This is a genomic window from Paenibacillus sp. IHBB 10380 (assembly GCF_000949425.1).
GTDB lineage: Bacteria > Bacillota > Bacilli > Paenibacillales > Paenibacillaceae > Paenibacillus_AQ.
Map to the genome: position 1 here is coordinate 774,283 of NZ_CP010976.1, position 26,232 is coordinate 800,514.

Genomic DNA, 26,232 nt, shown 5'->3' on the forward strand with positions numbered 1-26,232 from the left:
CTTATATTAGGCTGTTCGTCCAATCCTTTTCCATATAGGAAGATAACAACAGGGTAATGCAATAAGTGAACATACGATATTAAAAATAGTCTGAGCATGGGCAATTTGACTACCGAAGTCATTTGAGATCAGAGCAGATACTTGCTGAAGCTGCGGGATAAAGGGCATAAACAGTGCAGCACCTCCAACATTTAGAGCGACATGAGTCCAAGCGACAAACTTGCCAGATTTGGAGCTGCCGATGGATGCAACAATGGTCGTCACGCACGTTCCGATGTTAGAACCAAGGACGATGCTAATACCAACTTCTACGGGCAGTAGACCGGAACTCGCGAGTCCCATGGCTAAGGCAATGACAGCTGCGCCACTGTGAACGATTGCTGTTAGGCAAATCCCTGCTGCGATACCCCAAAGTACGTTCTGGGTGGCTTGATGTATGAACCATTCAAATACGCCGAAACTTTCTAGTGAGGGACCAATGGATTGCATGACACGGATACCAAACATAACGAGTGCGAATCCAGCAGTAGCTAGAGCTAAATGTTGTACAGGTTCAAAGTGATGGAGACGCCTCGGAGTCATTTCACTGAGTATTACGGTTACTGCCCAGGTAAAGACAGATATGAGTAGTAATGGAGCAGCGAATTGACCTAACTGTAAACCGATCAGTTCAGTTGTAAGGCATGTACCGATATTGGTGCCAAGAATAATACCAAGGGTGCGTTCATAGGTTAGCAAACCCGCTGTAACAAGACCTATGGTAATCACGGTAACGGCGGTACTGCTCTGTATAATGGCAGTAATTAGTGCGCTGAACATCATGCCCTTGAGTGGTGATTTGGTAGCTTTGTCTAGAAAAGAGGTCATGAGAGGACCCGCGAAGCGTGCGAGTGCTTGCTCCATAACCTTCATGCCGGCCATAAAAATGACAAGCCCGTAGATTACGGGGATAATGATGGATTGGAACATGGGCAGGGTTCTCCTTTGGTAATCTTGTCCTTGTTTTACTTATATGTTTATGAAAAGCAAGCCATGACAAAATCTGCTTGAGTGTGAAGATCATGACAGATAATTATTATTATATTAGGGAGTGAAGTATATTGGCATCGGTCATTCTACACCGCAGTCACAAGAAAAGAATAGAACAAGGACACCCATGGGTCTATAAAAGTGAAATAGCATCCGTTGAAGGTGAGCCTGAGGCAGGACAATTGGTGGATGTGCTCAATCATCAAAAGCGATATCTAGGGACGGGGTATTACAATTCAGCGTCGCAAATTACGGTGAGAATTGTTTCTTACCGTAAGCTCGAAGGTATGGATCAGGATTTTTTCGTGGAACGATTTCATAACTGTCTGCAACATCGGGAAAGATTCATTAAGGGGGAGAACGCGTACCGGTTAGTCTACGGTGAGGCTGATTTTCTTCCAGGTCTGATTGTTGATCGATTCAACGATATCCTAGTGGTTCAACTACTGACACTGGGGATGGACGTATGTCGTAAAGCTATTGTAGATGCGTTAGTGGAGGTTATGCAGCCACAGGGGATATATGAGCGAAGTGATGTCTCCGTGCGTGAATTGGAAGGCTTGGAACAACTCAAGGGTCCTGTGTATGGGGAATGTCCACGATATGTAACAGTGAAGGAGAATGGACTCTCCATTTGTGTGGATATTGTCGAGGGGCAGAAAACAGGATATTTCTTTGACCAACGGGAGAATCGTGCTTCTATCGAGCCGTTAATGACGGGTTGGGGAGGCCGAAGTGGAATCTCGTTACAAGAAATGGAGCAGGACGGAACGACCAAGCATCTGCCAGTGAATAAAAGTGGAAGTATTGTGACATTCCCATATTGGGATGGAGCTACTGTACTAGAATGTTTCTCACATACGGGTAGCTTTACGTTGCATGCTTGCAAATATGGAGCTAAGAAAGTGACCTGTCTTGATATTTCAGAGCATGCTATTGAAAGTGCTCAGGAGAATGTGAAATTGAATGGCTTCGAAGATCGTGTGGAATTTGTAGTTGATGATGCTTTCCAATATTTGCGTACACAGGTTAAAGGTGTGGAAGAGCGTAGTAAACGTGCCATTGTCGGTGGGGGTAAGGCGAAGGTAGATACCTCTAAACCTATGACCTCTGGCGGCGGAAGAACGTGGGATGTTGTTATACTTGATCCACCTGCTTTTGCCAAGACAAAGCATGCCGTTCAAGGAGCTAGTCGTGGTTATAAGGATATCAATCTTCATGGAATGAAGCTCGTGAATGAAGGTGGATATTTAGTAACAGCGAGCTGTTCTTACCATATGCGTCCAGAATTATTCTTACAGACTATCCAAGAGGCTGCGGCGGATGCCGGCAAGATACTTAGACTTATCGAATGGCGTGCTGCTGGTAAAGACCATCCGCAAATTCTCGGTGTAGATGAAGGTCATTACTTGAAGTTTGCAATCTTCGAAGTACGTAGTAAAACAAATTAAAGTGCTGAACAGTTCATGCGTTAAGGGGCTACGATTGAACTGATTCAAGGCCACGAAATGAACGGGCTCTATAGGAGTTCCGCGGCTAAGCGAGCAAGAAAGTATGTAGTTTGATAACAAGCGCCTGATTTCCATATAACTAATGGAGTCAGGCGCTTGTTATATATAAGTCCGGAAATCAAGTGATCTAAATAATAATGGTTTCCGGATGGAGTAACGGTTATGATTAAATACAATGAATTGCGATTTTGGCTGATAGATGTAAAGGGGGGTTATCATGCTAATAAGCAGGATTTATAGAAAACACCTCAAAAATAATTTATTTAAAAAGATGATCTTGCTCTTCTCTGTCATAACGATCGGGACCATTATTACATTCTCCTATTTAATGTTTCACTTTATGTCGCAGTCGGTTGTTCAGAGACAACTGGATATCCAGAAAGGCGCGATTCAAATCGTCAGCAATTACATCAGTCATAAGTATGACTCCGTTCAGGCGATGATGCGTGATATATATAGAGATGGTGTTCTGGCTGCCAATACTTCCTACTTTCTGGAGCATCCTTATGAGGAATATGTTAAGTATAGACTAGACCGCTTTTATAATGAAAGCGGCGCAACAGGCGATACTGTACAGTATTTCAGGAATCGTGTAGAGGATGATCCCAATATTGTAAGTCTAATGTTGTATAGTGCTGATCAGCAGTATCTATATGCATACAACAATAGGAATTTAAAAATTATTTCTACAAATGCTGCACGGTCTTTCATCCCTGACGCCATGTATTCAGAAGAGGGTGCTAACGTCTCTGTACCGAATATCTGGGTACAAAAGCAGAGTAATATACCAGAATCACCCATGTTTACCGTACGTGTTCCTATTAATAATAAATCGTCACTGCGCAATATCGGTCAACTACTTGTCTACTTCGATTCGGAAAAAATTTGGGACAGTTTGGAAAATTACAAAGGTGATTTCAAAGGTACGATTCTTGTACTGTCGAGTGCTGGTGATGTGATATTCGATTCATCGGATACTTTTTATGGCCGGGAATATCCATATGCTGAGCAGGTAAACACGTTATACGATAGTGATATGGTAGAGGATGGAATGTCGATCACAAAGTTGACGGACCTCCGAGAAGGCTTTACTGTACTCAGTGTGGTGCCGGAACAGGAACTTGCTGCGTCGTATCGCGGATTACGGAATACAATTTTCATGGTCAGTTCGATTTGTATTTTGTTCGCTATTTTGATTTCCACCTTGCTTATCAATAATTTCGCCAAGAGGACGCACAGCATTATCCGGTTTACAAGAAAAGTAAAGAACGGAGATTTGACCGCCCGGATTAAGGAGGTTAGAGATGATGAACTTGGACAGATCTCCAAGAGCTTCAACGATATGCTGGAAGAGCTTAATCTCTATATCGACCGGGTATACAAAGCAGAAATTAAGCAAAAACATACCGAGCTTGCCGCACTAGAGGCCAGAGTGAACCCTCACTTCTTGTACAATACATTGGAAGTTATCCGGATGCGAGCCATTTCGCAGGGAGCTACGGACGTTGGGGAAATGATCTACAGCCTGTCCGTGCTATTCAAGAGTTATGTTCAGCAAAAGCCAAGGTATACGCTGAAAGATGAACTTGAGGCCTGCCGTCTATATTTGGAGCTATTTCGGATCCGTTACAAGGACAAGTTCTCTTATCATATGCAGTGCGATAAGAGGCTGGAAGATAAAGTGGTGCTGAAAATGTCTTTGCAGCCGATTATTGAGAACTACATTCTACACGGTATGAGAACCGATAAGACCGATAATCAAATCTCCATTACGGTGACACAGGAGGAGGGAAGCCTTCGCGTTGAAGTGAGAGATAATGGACAAGGTATTTATCCGGAGAGGCTGGCAGAAATAAAGCAGGGGCTGTTGAATCCGGATGAGTACTCGGAATCCTTTGGGCTTCGTAGTATACACGAAAGACTGAAGTTGCTGTACGGCAGCTTTTACGGCGTTGATGTTCAAAGTGAAATAGGGAAGGGAACGGCTGTAACCGTATGGTTTCCCGATTTGAGGGAGGATGGAACACACGATGTATAAAGTATTTATTGTAGATGATGAACCATTTATTATAGAAGGCTTGTATGATATTGTCGATTGGGCTCAACTGGGGCTGGAAATCGTCGGTCAAGCCGAGAATGGGCTAGATGCCCTGAATGCATTAAAGGTTATTCCCGCGGACATTCTGATTACGGATATTTCCATGCCGATGATGAACGGACTTGATCTGATCCGCTCCGTTCGCGACTTCCAGCCAGAACTTAAAGTAATCGTATTGAGCGGATATAATGAATTCTCCTATTTGAAAGAAGGATTGACCCTTGGTATTGAAAATTACTTGCTGAAGCCTATCAATTTGGAGGAATTCAAGGCTACCTTGAATATGATAGTAGAGAAATTGAACATCTCCAAAGAAAAGCATACCTTTAACGAACATAGTATCATGATCCTCAGGGATAATGTGATGTATCGTTGGATGAGAAATCAGATCGATCCTCAGGAGTTTCAGGAACGTGCTGATATTCTCGGTATCATGATTAATAAGCCCTTTGTATCGGTCTCACTTTTGAGACCTGAGCATTCTTATAACGAGGTGTTCGAGTCTATCTTGGATCAATTGAGGAGTAATGCGTGGGTCATCCCATTCCGTGATATGGATGGAGATATTGTGTTGTTATATAATTTTGACGATCCGGAACAGGGGAAGAATGAAGTGCAAGACACGAATGACAAGCTATTGAATGGCTTGTCCGCCTACCAGCCACTGTATTTATCCATAGGGAGCGTGGAGGATGTACAAGCGGGTGCCTCACAAAGCTACATCAATGCGAAGAAGGCTCAGGAATACTTTATGATTTTTCCAGAAGAGAAGATCCTTCGATATGATGATCTTAAGGACAGAGAAGCGAATGCTGAACGTAGTCTTCTTATGAATTGGAATGACTACGTCAAGCTGATTATGGCAAAGAATAGAGAGGAACTACTTGCCCGTATAGAGGAGGATTTCGGCTCGTTGAAACAAATAGAAGGGATTTCCCCGGGCCTTCTTCAGGATGTGGCGATGGAATGGATGATTCGTTTCAAAATGCAATTGGAGGAAATCCAGCATGCTGAAGCATCTGATCTATACGCTAATCACTTCGACAAAATTCGAATGACGTCTTCCATTGAGGAATTAATTGACATTATGAAGGAAGTTGCGGCGATTACAGTGGACTCCCTAGCCCGTGACGTAAAGAGTCCCGTAGTTCAGCAGGTACTGAACTACATCGATGAGTGGTATAACGAAGATCTGTCTCTCAAGACGCTGGGCGACCTATATAATATTCATCCTGTATATTTGGGACATCTATTCAACAAGGAAGTTAATGAATCTTTCACCGAATATATTAACCGATATCGGATTGAGAAGGCGAAGGAATTGCTTAGATTAACCCAAATGAAGGTTCATGAAATTGCTCGAAGTGTAGGTTATTGGGAGACCGGATATTTCTATAAGCAATTTAAAAGATATGTGGGAATCTCCCCGAAGGAATATAAAGGGCTAAGCTAGCATTTTTTCTGCTTGACGCCCTTTCTTTATTTTGTACATGATTTATTTAATTTATCTTCTATTTGAAAGTGCTTTCATGTATTACAGTTAAGATAGTCCTTGAAGGAAACAATTTACACAATGTTCAAGGTTAATTAAAGGGGGGTATTCAACAATGAGTACGAGAAGAAAAAAGTTCTCTCTTCTGCTAACATCATTGATGGCGCTTACACTTTCGGTAAGTGCGTGCGGTGGAAACAATGCAGACAATAACAAGGCAACAGGATCAGCGGGGTCCGAGAAACCAGTTGAATTGATCTGGTACACGATAGGTGCTCCACAAAAAGATGTAGATCAAGTAATGGCGGAAGTCAACAAATATACCAAAGAGAAAATAAACGCAACCGTCAAGATGAAGATGATCGATTACGGTGATTATTCACAAAAAATGCAGGTTAATGCTGCATCGGGTGAGCCGATGGATATTATGTTTACCAGCTCGTGGGCGTTCGATTATGTGCAGAACGCACGTAAAGGGGCCTTTATGCAGATAGACGATTTACTCCAAACGCAAGGTAAAGACATTGTAGCAACTCTTGATCCTGCGTTCTTGGAAGGATCCAAAGTAGACGGACATAACTACGGGGTACCAGCTAATAAAGAACTTCCGGCCCAAGAAGTATGGCGGTTTAACAAAGAGTTCCTTGATAAATACGACTTGGATATTTCAAAAGTGAATACTATGGAAAGTCTGATCCCTCTGTTGAAGACGATCAAAGAGAAGGAACCGAACATTACACCATATGCTATGATCAACGATTTCGTACCTTTTATGCCATTTGACTATATCATCGAGAAATTGCCAATGGCAGTCTATATGGGTACGAAAGACTATAAAGTCGTTAACATTTTGGAAACACCAGAATTAAAAGAAATGCTAAAAACAGTACGTACATTCTATAAAGAGGGATACATTTCCCCTGAAGTATCTACGATTACCTCAGTCGATGACCTGAACAGGTCCGGCAAATGGTTTGCAGACCGTGCGCCGACTCAGCCTTTCGCCGATAACCTCTGGTCCTCGAGCCTTGGTTATCCAATAGTCTCCATACCGGCTGGCGAGCCCATTATTTATAACTGGTCAGTAATGGGCTCTATGCAAGCTATCTCTGCTAACTCCAAATATCCGGAGAAGGCTATGGAGTTCCTTAACCTGTTGAACACCGATCCGGTACTGCGCAATATGGTCGATTCCGGTATTGAAGGTGTTCACTACGAGAAAGTCAGCGATAATGTTATGAAGAATATGGATAATTCCAAGAACTACGATATGCCTACATTCTCGCTCGGTAACGTGTTAATTACTTATTTGAATGAAGGCGACCCGGAGAACAAGTGGGATGAATTCAAGAAGTTTAACGAGTCAGGCATTAACGCTCCATTGCTGGGCTTTAACTTCGATACTTCGAAAGTGACGAGCGAAATCGCTTCGGTTCAGAACGTGAAGGAAGAATACTGGTCCGCGTTGATGACAGGAACCGTTGATCCAGATGAATATCTGCCTAAAGCTATTGAGAAATTCAAAGCTGCTGGCTTGGATAAAGTCATCGCGGAAGCACAAAGACAAATCGATGAGTGGAAAGCGGCAACTGGCAAGTAGCATCAGAAATAATGAAAAAGATCGGGCGGGTGAGAAGCCTATTGCCCGATTTTTTTTCATTCCGGTACCTAGGCGGCCCTTTCCAACTTTTTACCATACGCGGCCGACAGTCAGCAGCATTGTAAATCATTACTTTCAGGAGGGATAAAACGTGAAAATGGTCGGTGAGTTTATTAGGAATATCATCAAAAATAAAGTTATGCTACTCATGGTTCTTCCCGGTGCACTTTGGCTTCTCTTTTTCTCTTATCTGCCGATGCTTGGAACGGTCATCGCTTTCAAGGAATATCGCTTCAGCCGTGACGGCTTCTGGGCAAGTATTGTGAATAGTAAGTGGGTTGGATGGGACAACTTCAAATTTCTATTCAGCACGAATGACGCTTATATAATTACGCGCAACACACTGCTCTATAATATTGTTTTTATCTTTTTAGGATTAATCATATCGGTATTAATGGCAGTTATACTGTCCGAGATTACTAGCAAAAAACTTTCTAAGACATACCAGACTGGCATGTTTCTTCCATACTTTCTATCATGGGTCATCGTCGGTTATTTCACGTTTAGCTTCCTAAGCTCAGACCGGGGATTGTTGAATGGGGTATTTGAATATTTTGGTATGGATTCGATTCAATGGTACTCAGACCCGAAATATTGGCCGATTATTCTAGTGCTTGTATATTTGTGGAAGGCAGTAGGTTATAGTAGCGTCGTGTATCTGGCAGCTATTATGGGGATCGACAGATCACTCTATGAGGCGGCTATGATTGATGGCGCCAGCAAGTTTCAGCAGATTCGCAGAATTACGCTACCCATGCTCACTCCAATCATCACAATTATGACACTGCTTGCAATTGGAAAAATATTTTATGCAGACTTCGGTCTGTTCTATCAAGTACCAAGAGACTCAGGAACCTTGTACGGAGTGACAAATGTTATCGATACTTACGTCTATCGTGGTCTCAAAACAACGGGTGAGATTGGCATGAGTACAGCGGCAGGGTTGTATCAATCCGTCGTAGGTTTCACTCTGGTCATGGCATCTAACTATATCGTACGCAAATTCAACAAGGACAACGCCTTGTTCTAATATACCGAAGGGAGTGAGTAGTGTGTCTCAAAGAAAAAAGAAAGAACGCGATTTTCATCACCTTTCAACACCTTGGAATATTTCGTTTAATCTCATTGCCGGCATCTTTGCTTTTCTCTGCGTGTTTCCTTTCCTGTTTGTGGTTATCATTTCCTTTACAGATGAAGGGGCGCTTGCGAGCGACGGTTATAGACTAATTCCCTCCAAATGGAGTCTTGGAGCCTACCGTTATGTATTTGAAATGGGGGATACGCTGCTCCGTTCATACGGGGTAACGATATTCGTCACGGTAGTGGGTACCATCATCAGTTTATTATTTATTTCTTTCTATTCCTACGCCATTTCGCGAAAGAACTTTAGATATCGTAATTTCTTTTCCTTTTTTGCCTTTTTCACCATGTTGTTCAATGGTGGACTTGTTCCGACCTATATTGTAGTTACACAGCTTCTGGGCCTTAAAGATTCGATTTGGGCTTTAATTCTGCCGCTGGCCATGAATGCTTTTTATATTATGATCCTGCGGACCTTCTATGTTACGAGCGTTCCTGACGCTATTATTGAATCGGGTAAAATGGATGGAGCCGGAGAGTTTAGAATTTTCCTCAAACTGGTGATGCCCCTGTCTCTTCCAGGTCTTGCGACCATTGCTTTGTTCAGCACACTTGGTTACTGGAACGACTGGTTTAATGCATTGCTCTATATCGATAATCCCAATCTCGTACCGCTGCAGTCCATGTTAATGCGCATCGAGACCAGTATGCAGTTCATTACGCAGAACGCGCAGAATAGCTCGCTTAGCATGGAAGCTATAAGATCGTTGCCTCAAGATACTTCGCGTATGGCGATGGTTGTGCTGGCTACAGTTCCGATTATTTTTGCATATCCATTCTTCCAACGCTTTTTCATACAGGGTCTTACTATAGGAGCTGTTAAAGAGTAAGATTGAGGAAGGCGGCTGAACTACAACCATGCCTCAGCCGTTGTGATGTCTCAGATTAAACTATAAAGTAGAGTTCATAAGTTCATAAACTATATAACATAAAGGAGCGAGACTGCATGGAACAATTCAGACTCCCGAAAATACCAATGCCAAAGCTGGAGTTACCACAGGCGATACAAGAAGTAATGGCGGAAGCCGAGGAGAAGCTGGCGCACCGTCCAAAACTATTGCAATTGTTTAAAAATTGTTTTCCGAATACGCTCGAAACGACAACCAAGCTGATGGACGATGGAACAACCTTTGTTATAACTGGCGATATCCCAGCTTCTTGGCTGCGCGACTCGGTAGAACAAGTGATTCAATACGTGCCGTTTGCAAAGGAAGATCAGGATCTACAACGTATCATTAGTGGGCTGATTAAGCGCCATATTCAATATATTCATATCGATCCGTATGCTAATGCATTCAACGAGTCTGCTAACGATTGGCATTGGAATACGACGGACGTTACGGATATGTCCCCATGGGTATGGGAACGTAAATTTGAGATCGACTCTTTATGTTTCGTTATACGTCTGGCCTACACATATTGGAAAGAAACAGAGTTGACCGATATTTTTGACGCTGGATTCAAATCGGCTATGAAACGTATTGTTGAGCTGTTCAAAACCGAGCAATATCATTTCGAGAAATCTCCTTATCGGTTCACGCGGAATAACGGGATTCCTGAGGATTCGTTGCGTAACAATGGACTTGGAATGCCAGTCAACTATACAGGCATGATCTGGTCGGGCTTCCGCTCTAGTGACGATGCTTGCGATTTCCACTACAACATTCCAGGTAACATGTTCGCGGTTGTGACACTTCGTCAGATGCAGGAATTTGCAGAATGGGTATTCCGTGATATGGAGTTCTTAGCTGAACTGAAGGAATTGGAATTTGAAGTTGATCACGGTATCAAATTATATGGTATTTACCGTCATCCTGAATTTGGACCTATCTATGCTTATGAAACAGATGGATTCGGAAACTATTGCTTGATGGATGACGCAGGAACACCAGGTTTGATGTCTATCCCGTATCTGGGTTACGTGAGTGCAGACGATGAAATTTATCAGAATACTAGACGTTTTGCGCTGAGTAAAGAGAACCCATTCTACTTTGAAGGTAAAGCGGCTAAAGGTATCGGTAGTCCACATACACCAGAGAATTATATTTGGCATATGGCACTTTCCATGCAGGGAATTACGGCTCAGACGGCTGAAGAAAAATTAGAAATGATCGCTATGCTAGAGCGCACAGATGCAGATACTGGATATATGCATGAAGGCTTCCACGTGGACGATCCTACGATTTTTACTCGTAAATGGTTCGCATGGTCTAACAGCTTGTTCTCACAGCTTGTGTATCGGGCGATGAAGGAAGGAATACTCTAAGCCTGTTTATACAAGACAAATCCGGATTGAATTGAAAGTATAAATGTTTCTAATAAAAAGGAGAATTTAAAATGAGCAAAATTATCGGAGAAAAATTGTCAAACATCCCTTGGCAGGAGAAGCCTGCCAACATCAACGCGCCGATCTGGCGGTATAGCGCCAATCCGATTATCAATCGGGACGCTATTCCTAATTCCAACAGTGTATTCAACTCGGCTGTGGTTCCTTTTGAAAATGGATTTGCCGGAGTATTCCGCTGCGACTCCAAATCTGTCAGCATGGACATTTTCGCTGGTTTCAGCGACGATGGCGTGAACTGGAAAATCAATCACGAACCTATCGTGTTTGAGGGAGAAGAAGAAGTAATTAAGCGCGAATACCGTTATGATCCACGGGTCATCAAAATTGGAGACCGCTTCTATATTACGTGGTGCAATGGCTATCATGGCCCTACCATCGGGATCGCCTATACAACCGACTTCAAAACTTTCCACCAATTGGAGAACGCCTTTTTGCCTTATAACCGCAATGGTGTGCTGTTTCCGCGTAAAATCAATGATTATTATGCTATGGTCAGCCGCCCAAGCGATACGGGCCATACTCCTTTCGGGGATATCTTCTACAGTGTAAGTCCTGATCTTACCTTCTGGGGTAAACACCGTTATGTGATGGGTACAGTAGATGGAGATACCTCCGCTTGGCAGTCCAAGAAAATCGGACCAGGTCCGGTTCCGATTGAAACGGACAAGGGTTGGTTGCTGATTTATCATGGGGTAATCAATACCTGCAACGGGTTTGTATACCGTATGGGTGTCGCTCTCTTGGATATTAATGAGCCGTGGAAAGTTATAGCTCGGTCACGTAACTATATTATGGGACCAGAAACCTTGTACGAATGCGTTGGAGATGTTCCGAATGTGACCTTCCCTTGCGCGGCTTTGACGGATGCCGAAACCGGACGGATTGCCGTTTACTATGGCTGTGCGGATACGGTAACGGGACTGGCATTTACGACCGTGGATGAGTTGCTCGATTACATGGAGAAGTATCCTTTGGAAGTAGAGGCTTAATAGACCGAACGGATAGAAGAGTAGAGGGAATATCGACCGGATGAGGTCGATATTCCCCTTGTGATAATAAAGGTTAAATGAAAGGGGAGTAATGGGGATTATGACTAACAAAAGAACAGCGCACATCATTTCCCACACGCACTGGGACCGGGAATGGTATTTACCTTATGAGAAGCATCATGTCCGTCTAGTCCAGTTGGTGGATGCATTACTGGACAAATTGGATGGAGATTCGGAATTCAAGAGTTTCTATCTTGATGGACAGACGATCATTCTAGAGGATTACCTCCAAGTACGACCGGAGAACAAGGAACGGTTGGAGAAATATATTACCGAGGGACGGCTACTGATCGGCCCATGGTACATTTTGCAGGATGCATTCCTGACGAGTGGAGAAGCGAACGTTCGGAATATGCAAATTGGTCACCAAGACGCAAAACGGTACGGAGAGATTTCTAAGATTGGCTATTTCCCTGATACCTTCGGTCTGGTAGGTCAGACCCCGCAGCTAATGCTGCAATCGGGCATCACTAATGCGTTCTTCGGACGCGGAGTGAAACCGACCGGGTTCAACAATATGGTATCAGACAGTGGCTATGAGTCGTCCTTCTCCGAACTGATCTGGGAAGGGCCTGATGGCTCCAAAGTGCTCGGTATTCTGTTTGCGAACTGGTATTCGAACGGTAACGAGGTGCCTGTGGATGAAGCGGAAGCAAGACAATTCTGGGAACGGAAGCTGGCGGATGCAGAGAAATACGCATCTACGGGTGAGCTGTTGTTCATGAACGGCTGTGACCACCAGCCCGTGCAACTCGATTTGCCGGAGGCGATCGAAACTGCGCGTAAGCTGTACCCGGATATTGAGTTCATTCATTCGAATTTCCCTGATTACTTGAAGGCCACGGAGGATGCGATGGATCGTGGTAATCTGTCATCTGTCAAGGGTGAACTGCGTAGCCAACGGACCGACGGATGGGGGACGCTCGTTAACACCGCTTCGGCGCGTGTCTATTTGAAGCAGATGAACCAGGAAGGCCAAGCCTTGCTCGAGAAGGTAGCCGAACCGCTGGCGTCATTTGCCCATTTATTAGGACAAGACTATCCACATCATCTGTTTACTTACGCGTGGAAGACGCTGATGCAGAACCATCCGCACGATAGTATCTGCGGATGTAGCGTTGATGAAGTGCACCGTGAAATGGTAACGCGCTTTGCGAAGAGTCGCCATGTGGCAGAGACGATTGTTGACGATAGTAAACGTGTCATTGCGGAAGCAGTAGATACATCGGCTTTCACAGCTTTTGGTGAAGACGTACTTCCGCTAGTGGTAATGAATACGACAGGCTGGGACCGTAGTGGTACAGTCACCGTGGAGCTGGACGCGGCACGTCTTTATTTGCGGGAAGGCTACACGCTGGAGGAGACGGCACGCCGTATGAAAGAGATTGATCTGTCTGGCCGCGTACTGGTAGATGAGCAAGGGAGTGCGCTCGATGTCTCCGTAGTGGATCTGGGATTATTGTTCGGTTATGATCTGCCGGACGACAAGTTCCGCCAGCCGTACATGTGCCGCCGGGTGAAGCTGACGTTCCAAGCTAAGAATATACCGGCGCTTGGTCTGCGTACCTATGCTTGGGTGCGTCGTTCCGAGGAGTTATTACCGTCAGCAAACGATTCTTTACTGACAGGTGACCGTATCATGGAGAACGCTGCAATGAAGGTCGAGATTGCGAATGACGGTTCGTTCTCTTTGACTGATAAGTCGACTGGCCGTATTTACCGCGATCTGGGCGTATATGAGAATACCGGGGATATCGGGAACGAGTACATGTACAAGCAGCCAGAAGGTGAAGAGGCGCTGACAACGAAGGGACTTCAAGCCAAGATCATCGTGTTAGAGAACAAGTCTTATCGTGCTTCAGTCGAGATAACGCATGATTGGGAGATCCCTGTCTCCGCGGATGAGAAGCTGGACGAAGAGCAGCGGGCACTAGTGTACTATCCAGAACGTAAGGCGCAGCGAAGCTTTGAGACGGTAATCTTGAAACTGCGTACAGTCGTTTCCTTGGAACGTGAAGGCAAAGGGGTACACATCGAGACGAATATCGATAACCGAGCCAAAGATCACCGTGTACGGGCGCTGTTCCCGACTGATCTGGACACATCTGAACACCACGTAGATTCGATGTTCGAAATTCCGGTACGCGATAACGAACCGGCACCAGAGTGGGACAACCCGAGCAATACGCAGCACCAGCAGGCATTCGTCGATGTTAGTGACGGTACAGCGGGGCTGACGGTAGCGAATCTCGGTTTGAATGAATACGAAGTGCTGCGGGATGGACGTAATACGATCGCAATCACACTGTTACGCAGTGTGGGTGAGCTCGGTGACTGGGGCTTGTTCCCGACGCCGGAGGCACAATGTCTTGGTGAGCACACCATGCGGATGGAGTTGATTCCCCATCAGGGAGACGGTATGACATCCGGTGCTTATACGGAAGCTTACCAGTTCCAAATTCCATGGACGGTATGCCAAACGGAGGTTCACGCAGGGTCGGTCACACCGACCTATACACCGTGTAAATGGGAGAGCAAGGAATTGGCCTTCTCGTCGATGAAGATGAATGAGGAGACAGGCGATTTGCTGTTCCGTTGGTACAATACGAGTAACGAGACTGCGGAATTGAACTTTAGATCGGAAATTCCACATCAGCATTTCTATAAGACGACAATTTTAGAAGAGCGGGAGAATCCGCTCTCCGGTAATACCGCAGAAGGACTATGTTTATTAACAGGGCCTTGTGAAATTGTGACAATAGGTATTCAGCGTTAACTTAAGATAGATTTGTAATAGGCTGTTCCCTTCTCCGCTCAGGCTGAAGGGAATAGCCTATTTTTTCAATGTCAGTAAGCAATTTCTTTTATCTGTTGTCGGGGACGGATACGTCAAGCTCAGTAAGACCCAGCTCGTTTACCATGATCTTATAACGTTGATGGCCACCAACCATATTGCCAGTACGTTCATTCCAAATGATCGGATCGATATAACCGAATTGTTCAATGGATCGCTTTAATTTCTCATACTCAGGATCACCAGGCTGAAGGTCGACACGAGGGTTATAAGTAGCTGCATTAATCTTATCGATAGTAATAGTCCTGATGTCGATAATAGACACTCCTTTGAGTTAAGTTGGTTATTAATATAGGTGAGACGAAAACAGACCCACACGCCCACTCAATGGCCCCATTCTGACGTTTTCTATCCGTAGTCCATTTATACGATAAGAACATACGCTCCTGAAATAGGCTTGTATAGTGTCATATGGGCAAAAGAAAACGCCGCCTATTGGGGACTATAGGTAGCCCAATTTATTTAGGCCAAGTGTCACTAATCATGTGTAGACATAATATATATTAACCAAAAGACGAAAGGAGAAAATCAATGAGTCTAGAAAACTATAGCGTTCAAGGATCTCAACAGAGGGATCCCCAATCCCCTTATCATTACGGGCATGAACATCATCCACATCATCCACATTATCATACCTCCGGTTACCCACATGGTCATCACCACGTCCATCATCACCATCATTATCACTATCATCACATGATGAGAGAGCAAAATACCCCTCAACAACAAGATTAAAAAAGGATAACAAAAATTTAAGGCGAGAATGGTTACGCCCGGTTCAACGACGCATTCATGCAGCCGTGTGTGTCGTTCTCACCTTTTTCTATGCTTACAAATAGCACATTTTATATTTACTTTAGAAGTTCCACTCCCGAAGGAATGGCTAGTGTCAAAAAGGTTTATATCTTTTTATGAAGGCAAAAGAAAAAGCACCCGGTTTAAGGTGCTTCACTAAAATATTCATTTAATTTCCATAGTGAGAACAGGATCATTTTACATATCTAATGGAAAGAGAGACAACATTGATGGGTACTGATTTTAAACATTAATAATATAAATAATTGTTCTCGAAAGAAATGACCTTGGACAGTTTTATGCATCTGCTTCTTATAATGGTGGTACACAATCAAGAACAGTAATTAACATTAATACCGCAAGATTCAAGATATTAGGTCCAGACCAACAAAAGGAAACTACTGCTCACGAAATGGGACATGCGTTAGGGTTGAGTCACGAAGATAATGTCCCAGCTATAATGATCACTTCAGGATGGTCATAGGGTACTTACCCTTTACAGGACGATAAAGACGGTATAAAACATATTTACATTGATTAAGGAAGAATACTTATGAAAAATCAATATAAAATTATTTCCATTGGGTCTCTAGCTCTGGTAATTGCTTTGTCCATTGCCCTTTCAAATAGCAAGACCGAAAAAGTCGATGACACCGTAAAATACATCAATTCATCTGCAAAAGGTGGAGACAATCCTCAACAAGAACCCTGAAGGAGAAGTCCTGAATTATGGAACTCAATCAGCTATAAAGCTGAATAAAGTTTTTAAATCTGATAATCAAAATATTGAAGACGGTTCAGAAATTACCGTTCAGGAAAATGGAGCAATTGATAAAACAGAAGAAGGTACAATCATCTATGGTTTAGAAGGATACCAACTTATGAATGAAAATGAAGAGTACTTACTTTTCTTAGACAAGAGTCTAACCGATCCTAATATATACTTTGTCAAAGGTGTATATTATGGGAAAGTGCCACTGGAAGATACAAATAAGCAGCAAATTTTATATCCTAATAATACTACTTCACAGTATCAAGGTGAATCAACTGAAAAATTAGAGAAGATTTTCACAGATGCCTTAAATAAATATGGAAAATAATTAAATCAATAAGGGGACTGTCCATTTTAAAAAGGCGAGAAGAGTTACGCCCCAGTTAGTGCTACGTTCAAGTAGCTGTTCGTGTCATTCTCGCCATTCCCCTTCGTGTATATTTGAATGAGAATGAGCCACGAACTATTAATGATATTTTCAATTTCCTCATACTTGATTATCGGAGCTCCTGAAGCGTAAGCCCCTATTGACTCTGCCATGCCTTGAAACTCTGTCTCTCGTTTCTTGGCTTGTTTCCGAACAGAATGTCAACAAAAAAAGATAGTACAAATGTTCGTATAAAGGTATAATAGTGGTAAATTAAAGTCAAAGGAGTCTTGCCTTATGAGTCAAAGAATTCCCTACTATGATGTTGCACCTGATGGTATGAAAATTATGATGGATATGGAGAAGTACACCAAAAAGTCTACAATTAATCGAGCTACAAGAGAACTTATCAAAATTAGAGTCTCTCAAATTAACGGTTGTGCCTTCTGCATAGATATGCATACATCCGATGCTCGTAACATGGGTGAAACCGAACAACGAATTTATTGTTTAAATGCTTGGAATGAATGTACTTTTTATACACCTGAAGAGAAGGTTGCTCTCGAACTATCTGAGCATATTACTCTAATCCCTACCAAAAGAGTTCCTGAAGACCTATATAAGCGAGTACGTGAACAATATGACGAGAAACAATATGTTGACCTTGTTCTAATCATCAATCAAATCAACAGTTGGAATAGAATTTCTATTTCAATGGGTAATACAGCAACTGAAAAATAATTGCTCTCAACGAACATCTTTTGGTGTTCGTTTTCCCCCTCGAAGCAGATATTCAACAGACTCTCCTGTCGTAAGCTCGACATCTCCGAAACCATAATGTCCATGGGGACTGCTTCCTTAATACACCCTCTGAATCAATCTTTGCAGATGCTCTGCTAATTAACCTACCGCCATCCTGCAGCTCGTTACTGCTTGCAGAAAGGGGAGTCTTCTTTTTTTTTTGAAAAAAGGTATAAGAAAGTATAAGTTTTCACTATACTTTGCCTATATTTCTACGAGAAACGGTTACCATCCTTTTAAGGACGGCGAAGCCGTTTTTTCTTGGTGCGCCTAGAATGCAGTTGAAATTGAAACATGGAAAAAATTCCTGGGTATGGGGATCGCTATATACGCCCTAAAGATAAGTGGTAAGTTACAGAAGGATGCATCGTCCCCTACTATTTGGCTCTACAGGAGACAATGTTTACCAAACGTATGTTCCTTATAAGTGACGATATGTTATACTGAGAGATAGCTATTTTACTAGGTTGATAAGCTGTCAGTTTACATATAAAGGAGGTATTCCCATGTCGGTTCATTTTCTTATCGGACGCTCGGGAAGCGGTAAGACGACAACTATATTGCAGGACATCTCAGCACGACTTCGGGAGCAACCACAAGGCAAGCCTATGATTCTACTTGTACCGGAGCAAGGCTCCTATCAAGCTGAGCACAGCCTTGTAACCTCTGGAACGATCAAAGGGAGCGTACGTGCTCAAGTGCTTAGTTTTCAGCGTCTAGCCTATCGAGTGATGCAGGAGACGGGCGGATCAGCTCGAGTAGGGATTAGCGAAGAAGGTAAAAAAATGCTTCTTTACAAAATCATCCAACGACGTAAAGAAGAACTGAGATTATTCGGAGCATCAGGAGATCAAATGGGATTCGTAGGCAGACTGGGACAACTCTATACAGAGATGAAGAGATACTGCATTGATGCTTCTCAAGTGGAAGGACAGCTCGCTAGTATGAGGGCAACAGGTGGAGGAACGCCAATTCTACGAGATAAGTTGGGTGACATTCTAACGTTGTATCAAGATTTTGAGCAGGAGTTGTCTCCCCTTTATATCGATAATGAAGATACGCTAGTAGCTCTCTCTGAAGCTGTTTCTCAATCTAGTTATATCAAAGATGCAGATATATGGATTGATGGATTTCATGGCTTTACTCCCCAAGAATTTGTTGTTATACAGCAGCTAATGAAATGTGCTTCTTCTGTAACGATCGCACTTACATTGGATAGACCCTATAGTTTGGGAATGCTCCCTCATGAGCTTGATCTCTTTCATCCGACAGCTACAACGTACGTGAAGATGAAGGGAATGGCATCCGAGTTAAGCGTGGATTCTTTTGATACCCTATTAAATTCAGACCCTCTTCCAAGGTTCGCAGAGAGTCCTGAACTAGCACATCTTGAACGTGGCTTTGACCGTCGAATTCCTTGGCAAGGCCAAGAACAGCACAAGGATGGGAGTTGTTCTGGAATATCATTGCATGTCGCTGTGAATCGCCGGACAGAGGTAGAAGGGGCACTGCGTGAAATGATACGTTTGGCACGAGATGAGGGTGTGAGATATCGGGACATGGCGATATTCGTTCGCCAATTAGGAGATTATGAGCCTATTATTGGATCTATTTTTCGTGATTATGGCGTTCCTTTCTTTCTTGACCAGAAGAGAAGTGAACTACACCATCCGTTGGTAGAGTTCATCAGATCCTCGTTAGATATTGTGCAGCGGCGCTGGCGATACGAGGATGTATTTCGCTGTATTAAGACAGATCTGTTGCTTCCACTGGACGGTTCACTAGATCGGATGGATATGGATCGGTTAGAAAATTATGTGATGGCAAGTGGAATTCAGGGCTATCGCTGGGGGGATGCCTACCCTTGGAAGCGAGTGCCTAGTCTTTCTCTTGAAGAAGGTGACCCTGATCGAGAGAAGAGTGGGGAGCAACTGCTTGAATTAATGGAACGATGCCGTGGCGCGGTAACGAGACCGTTGTTTTCTTTTGAAGAAAGACTTAAGGGGGGCGCATCGGCTCGTGATTTCTGTACTGCAGTCTATGGTCTCTTGGAAGAGGCTGAAGTTCCGCAAAAGTTGGATATTCTTCAGCATGAATCTTTGCAGAATGGATTTCCAGAATTGGCTAAGGAGCATCGTCAATTATGGGGAGCTATCCTCGATTTGCTGGATCAGATTGTAGAGATGATGGGTGACGAGAAGATTGAGCTTGAATTGTTTATTGGTATTCTAGAAACGGGCCTAACCGAGTTAAAGTTGGCTCTAGTTCCACCTTCTCTTGATCAAGTCTTGATCGGGAATATGGATCGGACACGGGCGAGTGGCGTGAAATATACGTTTTTATTAGGCTTCAATGAAGGTGTTGTGCCTGCGGCATATCAAGAAGATGGTGTACTTACGGAACAAGAGCGAAGTGTATTGATTGATTCAGGTATGGAGCTTGCACCTAGCATTTCGCGTAAGTTACTCGATGAAAGATTCCTTATCTATAATGCGCTCACCTCTGCAAGTCGTCATGTGTGGATAAGTTATGCTGCGGCTGATGAAGATGGTAAAGCTCTACTGGCGTCGGAAGTCATTAGACATGTGAGGAAAATGTTTGAGAATCTAGAGGAGCTTCCCTTATTAGGGCAACCGCTGCTTGGGCAGGCTCAGCAGCAACAGCAAGCTTTTGTAACGAGCCCTCAGCAGACACTAAGTCACTTCATTGTCCAGCTTAGACAATGGAAGCAGGGAACGGAGATTTCTGCATTCTGGTGGGATGTTTATAACTGGTATTTAGCGCGTGAAGAATGGCAGGGCCCTCTAGCGATGCTGTTACGTTCGCTATTTTATCGAAATGATACTAAAACGTTGCATGTCGATACTAGCCGTAGATTATATGGGGCTAAGGTAAGAACTAGCGTATCTCGGATGGAAAAATTCACAGCATGTCCATTCTCGCACTTTGCTTCGCATGGATTGAAGCTAAAGGAGCGGCAGGTCTATCGACTCAAAGCACCAGATATCGGTCAATTGTTCCATGCTGCTCTAAGCGATATGGCTACGCGCTTACAGACCCGTAACATAAGCTGGGGAAGTTTAACACCAGAAGAATGCCGTCAGGAAGCAGGAATTGCTGTAGATCGCTTAGCGCCACTCTTACAGGGTGAAATACTGCTTAGTACCAAACGTTATGGCTATATTTCTCGTAAATTAAAAAATATCGTAGGTAGAGCCTCCGTCATATTAGGGGAACATGCTCGGCGGGGAAGTTTTGAGCCTGTCGGACTTGAACTTGATTTCGGCCCCGGTAAGACGCTACCTCCGTTAACCTTTCCATTACGGAATGGTTCTGTTATGGAAGTCATTGGACGGATCGACCGTGTGGATATGGCGCAGGGAGAGCAAGGGATGTTGCTAAGGGTCATCGATTATAAATCAAGTCAGAATGATCTACGACTGCATGAGGTCTACTATGGGCTATCCCTTCAATTGTTGACGTATCTTGATGTCCTTCTAACCTATGCGGAGGAATGGCTTGGTAAGGCTGCTATTCCTGCGGGAACACTTTATTTCCACGTACATGATCCAATTCTACAGTCTGCAAATGGCATGAGTCATGAGCAAGCAGCAGATGAACTGCTCAAACGTTTCAAAATGAAAGGTTTACTTTTGTCTGATCGAGATGCCATTGCTAAGATGGATTCGACTCTCGATAAGGGTCACTCTGCGATTCTGCCTGTGGCAGTTAAGTCAGATGGAAGCTTCTATAGCAGTGCCGCTGTAGCAACCCCAGAGCAGTGGGATACGCTACTATCTTCGGTTCGCAGTAATATTGTGGATATTGGGACAAGAATTACTGAAGGAGACGTCACAATTGAGCCTTACCGAATTCAGCATGAGACGGCTTGTACCTACTGTTCCTTTAAGCCTGTATGCCAATTTGACGAAGCTATTGAAGGTAGCGAATATCATGTACTGGGTAAACCAGACAAAGCGCAGGTATGGAATTTGTTGTCACAGACCCAAGGAGGAGATACACCGTGCACGAAATAGTCAAACCCGAAAACAGTATGTGGAGTGATGACCAGTGGAAGGCTATTTCGCTTAGTGGTGATCATATCCTCGTTGCTGCAGCCGCAGGTTCAGGTAAGACAGCCGTTCTGGTAGAGAGAATTATTCGTAAGATTACCGACGAGCAACAGGGATTTAGTGTGGAAAGAATGTTGGTAGCCACCTTCACGAAGGCAGCTGCAGCAGAAATGCGTCAACGCATTCGTGAAGCGCTGGATAGGGCATTAGAGCAAGACCCGAGTAACGGACATTTACGTCGACAGTTATCTTTATTAGGTAGAGCATCTATAACTACGCTACATTCATTTTGTATGGAGGTTATACGCCGGTATTATCAATTAATACCGCTTGATCCAGGCTTTCGAATTCTTAATGAGAATGAGTCTGAGTTGATGCGACAGGAAATAATGGAGGAATTGTTTGAAGAGAAGTATGGAGAAGCAGAAGAAGGCGGTCTCTTCTTACGACTAGCAGATTGGTTTAGTGGTGAACGCAGCGATGATGCTGTCTATTTACTTGTACAGAAATTATACGATTTCTCACGCAGTCATCCTTGGCCTGATGATTGGCTGAGGAAGATGGCGTCAGCATTCAAGGTGTCAGATACAGCAACACTTGGACAAAGTCTGTGGGTGGAAAGCATTATTCAGGATGCCAAGTTGTCACTCGCCGGTGCGGCAGGATTGCTTCATCAAGCGATTACACTAGCTAAGTCACCAGGTGGGCCCGCTCCTTATGTTGATAACCTCACTGATGATCTTGAGATGGTTGAGTCACTTAGAGAGTGTCTTGAGGATTTCCCTTGGGATGCGTTGTATAACGCCTTTCAAAGTATTTCCTTCGGTAAATTAAAGAGCTGTCGTAAAGATGAGACGGACCCTGAAATACAGGAACGTGTCAAAGAGCTTCGGGATAGTGTTAAGAAAACGTTGAATGAACTAAAAGGGGCTTTGTTCGGACGCCCAGCGGAAACCTATTTATCTGAGCTACATGAAATGGCTCCTATTATGGAGGAATTGTCTGAGGTCGTTATTGCTTTTGGACAGCGTTATAAGGAAGCGAAGCAAGCAAGAGGACTGGTTGATTTCAGTGATCTAGAGCATTACTGCTTACAAATTTTACGTCATCCTGAGTCTTCACCAGATCAAATGTACCCTTCGGATGCAGCAATGGAATATCGGAATCAATTTGATGAAGTACTACTAGATGAGTATCAGGATACGAATAGTGTTCAAGAAAATATCGTAAATTTGATATCTAGAGAACTCCCAGGTAACCGATTCATGGTAGGAGATGTGAAGCAGAGCATTTATCGCTTTCGCTTAGCAGAACCAGGCCTCTTTCTAGAAAAATATAGCAGGTATGGCACAGATGATAGTGAAGGAATTGTCATTGACTTAGCTCGAAATTTCCGGAGTCGTATGGACGTAGTCCATGCGGTGAACGTTATTTTTCGTCAACTGATGAATGAGACCGTGGCCGAAATTAACTATGATGAACGAGCAGAACTGGTGTATGGGGCTTCTTTTCCAAGTGAGGAAGGAAGCGAAGCCGATTCTACGTATGCACCAGAACTTTTACTTATAGATCGGGATAGCAACGGAGGAGCTAGAGAGGCTGAGCCTATAGAAGACGAGGATAGTTCCTTGCTGCAAGAGGGCGAATGGCTGGAGATGGAGACAGCTCAGCTAGAAGCACGAGCGATCGCACGAAAGATCAAAGAGATGACAGGGGAAACAGGTGGTAATCCTCTGCACATTTACGATAAATCATTAAAAATTATGCGTCCTGTACAATATGGCGATATGGTCATTCTGCTCCGTTCCGCATACATTTGGGGTCCATTGATTATGGAAGAACTACGGCAACAAGGTATATCGGCTGATGGAGAACAGAATCAAGGTTATTTCGAGGCAACCGAAGTGGGGATTATGCTGTCCTTGTTGCAAATAATTGATAATCCGCAGCAAGATATTCCGCTCGCTAGTGTGTTGCGTTCGCCTATTGTGGGTCTGTCCGAGGAAGAACTCGCGCAGATTCGCTTGTGTGCTAAAGGTCCTTTCTATGAGGCGCTAATGGCGGCTGCGGGGATGAAGAAGTTGAATATACAGGATTCACATTCAGCTGCATATGAACAGATTCAATGGATGAATCGAGAGGTAGCTGCAACAGAAGAGGTTGCTACTCAAGAGTCATCAGTCGAATCGGAACTCGCCATTGCTGATCATACAGGGCAGTTATCCCCAGGTAGAGAGACTAGCAAAGAGACTAACATAGAGACTAAGCTCCAGCAGAAGCTTGATACTTTTCTACGTAAGCTGGAAGGTTGGCGAAATGAAGCGCGTAGAGGCAGTCTAGGTGATCTGATCTGGCATCTCTACCGAGAGACTGGATACATGGATTGGGTTGGGGGACTTCCTGGTGGAGTACAGAGACAGAGTAATCTGACAGCACTCTATGATAGAGCGGTCCAATATGAGCAGACGACGGCTTCACGGGGATTGTTTCGTTTCTTAACGTTTATAGCGAGATTACGTGATAACGGCTCAGATTTAGGAAGCCCAGGAAGAGCGGATAAACAAGACAATGCAGTACGGATCATGACCATTCACAAGAGCAAGGGGTTGGAATTCCCGGTCGTCTTTGTAGCAGGAATGGCTAAGACATTTAACCAGCGGGATCTGAATTCGCCATTCTTAATGCATAAGGAGCTTGGTTTTGGTCCTAAATTTGTGGATCAACATATGCGCGTAAGTTACCCAACGCTACCTTATCTCGCTATACGGCGTCGTTCTCAGCTTGAGTTGCTTGCCGAAGAGATGCGGGTTCTCTATGTGGCATTGACACGTCCAAAGGAGAAGTTAGTTCTCGTGGGTACGGTCAAAGATTTAGTCAAAAAAGTAACAGCATGGACGCAGGTTCAAGGCCATAAAGAATTTATGCTGCCAGATCATATCCTCTCCAGGGGACGTAGCTACTTAGACTGGGTTGGACCTTCACTTATACGTCATCCTGGGGCAGAAATATTGCGTCAGCTAGGAGGGGCTAGGGAGTTGCCTTCGGCTGTGTTGAACGATGATCCTTCATCATGGAGAGTATCTATACTGTCCGCAGACGAGCTATCCAAAGGAATAATAATGGGAATAGGTGAGGCGGAGGAGCCTTCACAAGATCGCGAATTGAAGTTACAAGCTATGATGAAGAAGCAACTTATTCCCATGGGATTAGCGAAAAGCGATGAGGATATGGATGAACCACCTATATCGATAGAAAGAAAGCTTGATTGGCGTTATCCCTATTTATTATCCAGTACGCTATCTGCTAAAACGTCAGTGACGGAAATGAAGAAGCTCATTACCTTACAGGAGCTTCCTTCTCTTGATTGGTTAGAAGAGAAGCAATTGCAACAGGAAATGGCGAATGCCGTCGGATCGGTCGGATCGGTCGGATCGCAGAATAGACCTACGTTGCAGCTTCAACGACCTAAGTTTATGGAGAAGAAAAACATGAGCCCTACGGAACGTGGAACTGTGTATCATACGTTAATGCAGCATATCCCACTCCATGAGGGAGACGTGGATGTTCATAAAGTAGAGGATACATTATATCGCCTTGTTGACCTTCAAATTGTAACTAAAGAGCAAGCAGATATGATCCAGCCCACTGAAGTTGCAGCTATGTTTGCTAGTGATATTGGAGCAAGGTTAATGTCCGCTTCTTGGGTAGCTCGTGAAATGCCTTTTAGTTATGGAATCTCAGCAACGGAAGCACATCAAGGGCTTCATTTCATAAATAATCAGCTTTTAGATGAAAGTAGGGCTATGATTGCCGAGCAATTAGACAAGGAGATTGTACTAATTCAGGGTATTGTCGATTGTATTTTCCGAGTAGATGGGAAATTGATTCTGCTTGATTACAAAACAGATCGAGTGAACAAGGAACACGGTGGTGTGGAAGTCTTGAAGGAACAGTATCGGTTTCAGCTAGAGCTATACAGTAAGGCTCTAGAAGATATTCTGGGAGAACCCGTGCATGAGATGTGGCTGTATTTCTTCGACGGTTCACATGTCGTTCAACTATAAAGCGGTTGTTCAAAAAGTCATCTATTGATTACGAAGAAACACAAGAAGAATATTCGGCATCGAATCTGAGTTCAACCCTCGAAGTCCGTTGCTCATGTAGGTTTGCCTACACTGGGCTACTCCTTCTTCGGTCTGTACTCACCTTCTGAAGCGTTTTGAAAAAACGCGGCATCGTAAGCA

Annotated in this window: 18 protein-coding genes; 15 read left to right on the top strand and 3 right to left on the bottom strand. The window is 43.9% G+C overall.

Annotated elements, in window-relative coordinates; translation table 11 throughout:
- Positions 1–6: 6 nt before the first annotated feature.
- Positions 7–969, bottom strand: coding sequence for a Na/Pi cotransporter family protein (locus tag UB51_RS03325; protein ID WP_044876069.1), 963 nt, complete (start codon positions 967–969; stop codon positions 7–9).
- A 131-nt stretch (positions 970–1,100) separates the two neighbouring features.
- On the opposite strand from UB51_RS03325, the gene UB51_RS03330 reads away from it, so the two are divergent.
- The 9 genes from UB51_RS03330 (at position 1,101) to UB51_RS03370 (ending at position 15,102) form a co-directional block, all read left to right on the top strand.
- On the top strand, positions 1,101–2,480 hold the full coding sequence (locus UB51_RS03330; protein WP_044876070.1) for a class I SAM-dependent rRNA methyltransferase: 1,380 nt from the start codon (positions 1,101–1,103) through the stop codon (positions 2,478–2,480).
- Positions 2,481–2,757: 277 nt separating this feature from the next.
- A complete protein-coding gene (locus tag UB51_RS03335) occupies positions 2,758–4,578 on the top strand; it encodes a cache domain-containing sensor histidine kinase (RefSeq protein WP_044876071.1) in 1,821 nt (606 codons plus the stop codon).
- Positions 4,571–6,091 (top strand): response regulator transcription factor, encoded by a 1,521-nt coding sequence (locus tag UB51_RS03340; protein WP_044876072.1) that lies wholly within the window; start codon positions 4,571–4,573, stop codon positions 6,089–6,091. The genes UB51_RS03335 and UB51_RS03340 overlap by 8 nt, the downstream gene beginning before the upstream one ends.
- Before the next feature lie 154 nt (positions 6,092–6,245).
- The gene (locus UB51_RS03345) at positions 6,246–7,730 is read left to right on the top strand and encodes an ABC transporter substrate-binding protein (RefSeq protein WP_044876073.1); all 1,485 of its coding nucleotides are present in this window, start codon (positions 6,246–6,248) and stop codon (positions 7,728–7,730) included.
- A gap of 157 nt (positions 7,731–7,887) precedes the next feature.
- Positions 7,888–8,820: an ABC transporter permease gene (locus tag UB51_RS03350; RefSeq protein ID WP_044879863.1), complete on the top strand. Its 933-nt coding sequence runs from the start codon at positions 7,888–7,890 to the stop codon at positions 8,818–8,820.
- Between the two features lie 22 nt (positions 8,821–8,842).
- Positions 8,843–9,760, top strand: a complete 918-nt coding sequence (locus UB51_RS03355) for a carbohydrate ABC transporter permease (RefSeq protein WP_044876074.1) — start codon at positions 8,843–8,845, stop codon at positions 9,758–9,760.
- 116 nt (positions 9,761–9,876) lie between these two features.
- A complete protein-coding gene (locus tag UB51_RS03360) occupies positions 9,877–11,196 on the top strand; it encodes a glycoside hydrolase family 125 protein (RefSeq protein ID WP_044876075.1) in 1,320 nt (439 codons plus the stop codon).
- Positions 11,197–11,267: 71 nt separating this feature from the next.
- Complete coding sequence (locus tag UB51_RS03365; protein ID WP_044876076.1) at positions 11,268–12,266, top strand: glycoside hydrolase family 130 protein; 999 nt, start codon at positions 11,268–11,270, stop codon at positions 12,264–12,266.
- A gap of 100 nt (positions 12,267–12,366) precedes the next feature.
- Positions 12,367–15,102 (top strand): alpha-mannosidase, encoded by a 2,736-nt coding sequence (locus UB51_RS03370; RefSeq protein ID WP_044876077.1) that lies wholly within the window; start codon positions 12,367–12,369, stop codon positions 15,100–15,102.
- Between the two features lie 88 nt (positions 15,103–15,190).
- On the opposite strand, the gene UB51_RS03375 is transcribed toward UB51_RS03370, so the two are convergent.
- Positions 15,191–15,445, bottom strand: a complete 255-nt coding sequence (locus UB51_RS03375) for a ParB N-terminal domain-containing protein (RefSeq protein ID WP_234405533.1) — start codon at positions 15,443–15,445, stop codon at positions 15,191–15,193.
- Positions 15,446–16,345: 900 nt separating this feature from the next.
- Between UB51_RS03375 and UB51_RS29550 the strand changes: the two genes are divergently transcribed.
- The 3 genes from UB51_RS29550 (at position 16,346) to UB51_RS26190 (ending at position 17,075) form a co-directional block, all read left to right on the top strand.
- Positions 16,346–16,459 (top strand): matrixin family metalloprotease, encoded by a 114-nt coding sequence (locus tag UB51_RS29550; RefSeq protein ID WP_445322367.1) that lies wholly within the window; start codon positions 16,346–16,348, stop codon positions 16,457–16,459.
- Between the two features lie 69 nt (positions 16,460–16,528).
- The gene (locus UB51_RS28135) at positions 16,529–16,687 is read left to right on the top strand and encodes a hypothetical protein (protein WP_160297220.1); all 159 of its coding nucleotides are present in this window, start codon (positions 16,529–16,531) and stop codon (positions 16,685–16,687) included.
- Positions 16,659–17,075 (top strand): hypothetical protein, encoded by a 417-nt coding sequence (locus UB51_RS26190; protein ID WP_052675743.1) that lies wholly within the window; start codon positions 16,659–16,661, stop codon positions 17,073–17,075. Before UB51_RS28135 ends, UB51_RS26190 begins: the two co-directional genes overlap by 29 nt.
- A 44-nt stretch (positions 17,076–17,119) precedes the next feature.
- Here UB51_RS26190 and UB51_RS28140 read toward each other — a convergent pair whose 3' ends face one another.
- Complete coding sequence (locus tag UB51_RS28140) at positions 17,120–17,287, bottom strand: hypothetical protein (RefSeq protein WP_160297221.1); 168 nt, start codon at positions 17,285–17,287, stop codon at positions 17,120–17,122.
- Between the two features lie 124 nt (positions 17,288–17,411).
- Here UB51_RS28140 and UB51_RS03385 point away from each other — a divergent pair, with 124 nt between their 5' ends.
- The 3 genes from UB51_RS03385 to addA all read left to right on the top strand — a co-directional run bounded on the left by UB51_RS03385 (position 17,412) and on the right by addA (position 26,052).
- Positions 17,412–17,855: a carboxymuconolactone decarboxylase family protein gene (locus UB51_RS03385; RefSeq protein ID WP_044876078.1), complete on the top strand. Its 444-nt coding sequence runs from the start codon at positions 17,412–17,414 to the stop codon at positions 17,853–17,855.
- A gap of 566 nt (positions 17,856–18,421) precedes the next feature.
- Positions 18,422–21,952 (top strand): helicase-exonuclease AddAB subunit AddB, encoded by a 3,531-nt coding sequence (addB, locus tag UB51_RS03390; RefSeq protein ID WP_044876079.1) that lies wholly within the window; start codon positions 18,422–18,424, stop codon positions 21,950–21,952.
- On the top strand, positions 21,901–26,052 hold the full coding sequence (gene addA, locus UB51_RS03395; protein ID WP_044876080.1) for a helicase-exonuclease AddAB subunit AddA: 4,152 nt from the start codon (positions 21,901–21,903) through the stop codon (positions 26,050–26,052). Before addB ends, addA begins: the two co-directional genes overlap by 52 nt.
- Positions 26,053–26,232: the final 180 nt, after the last annotated feature.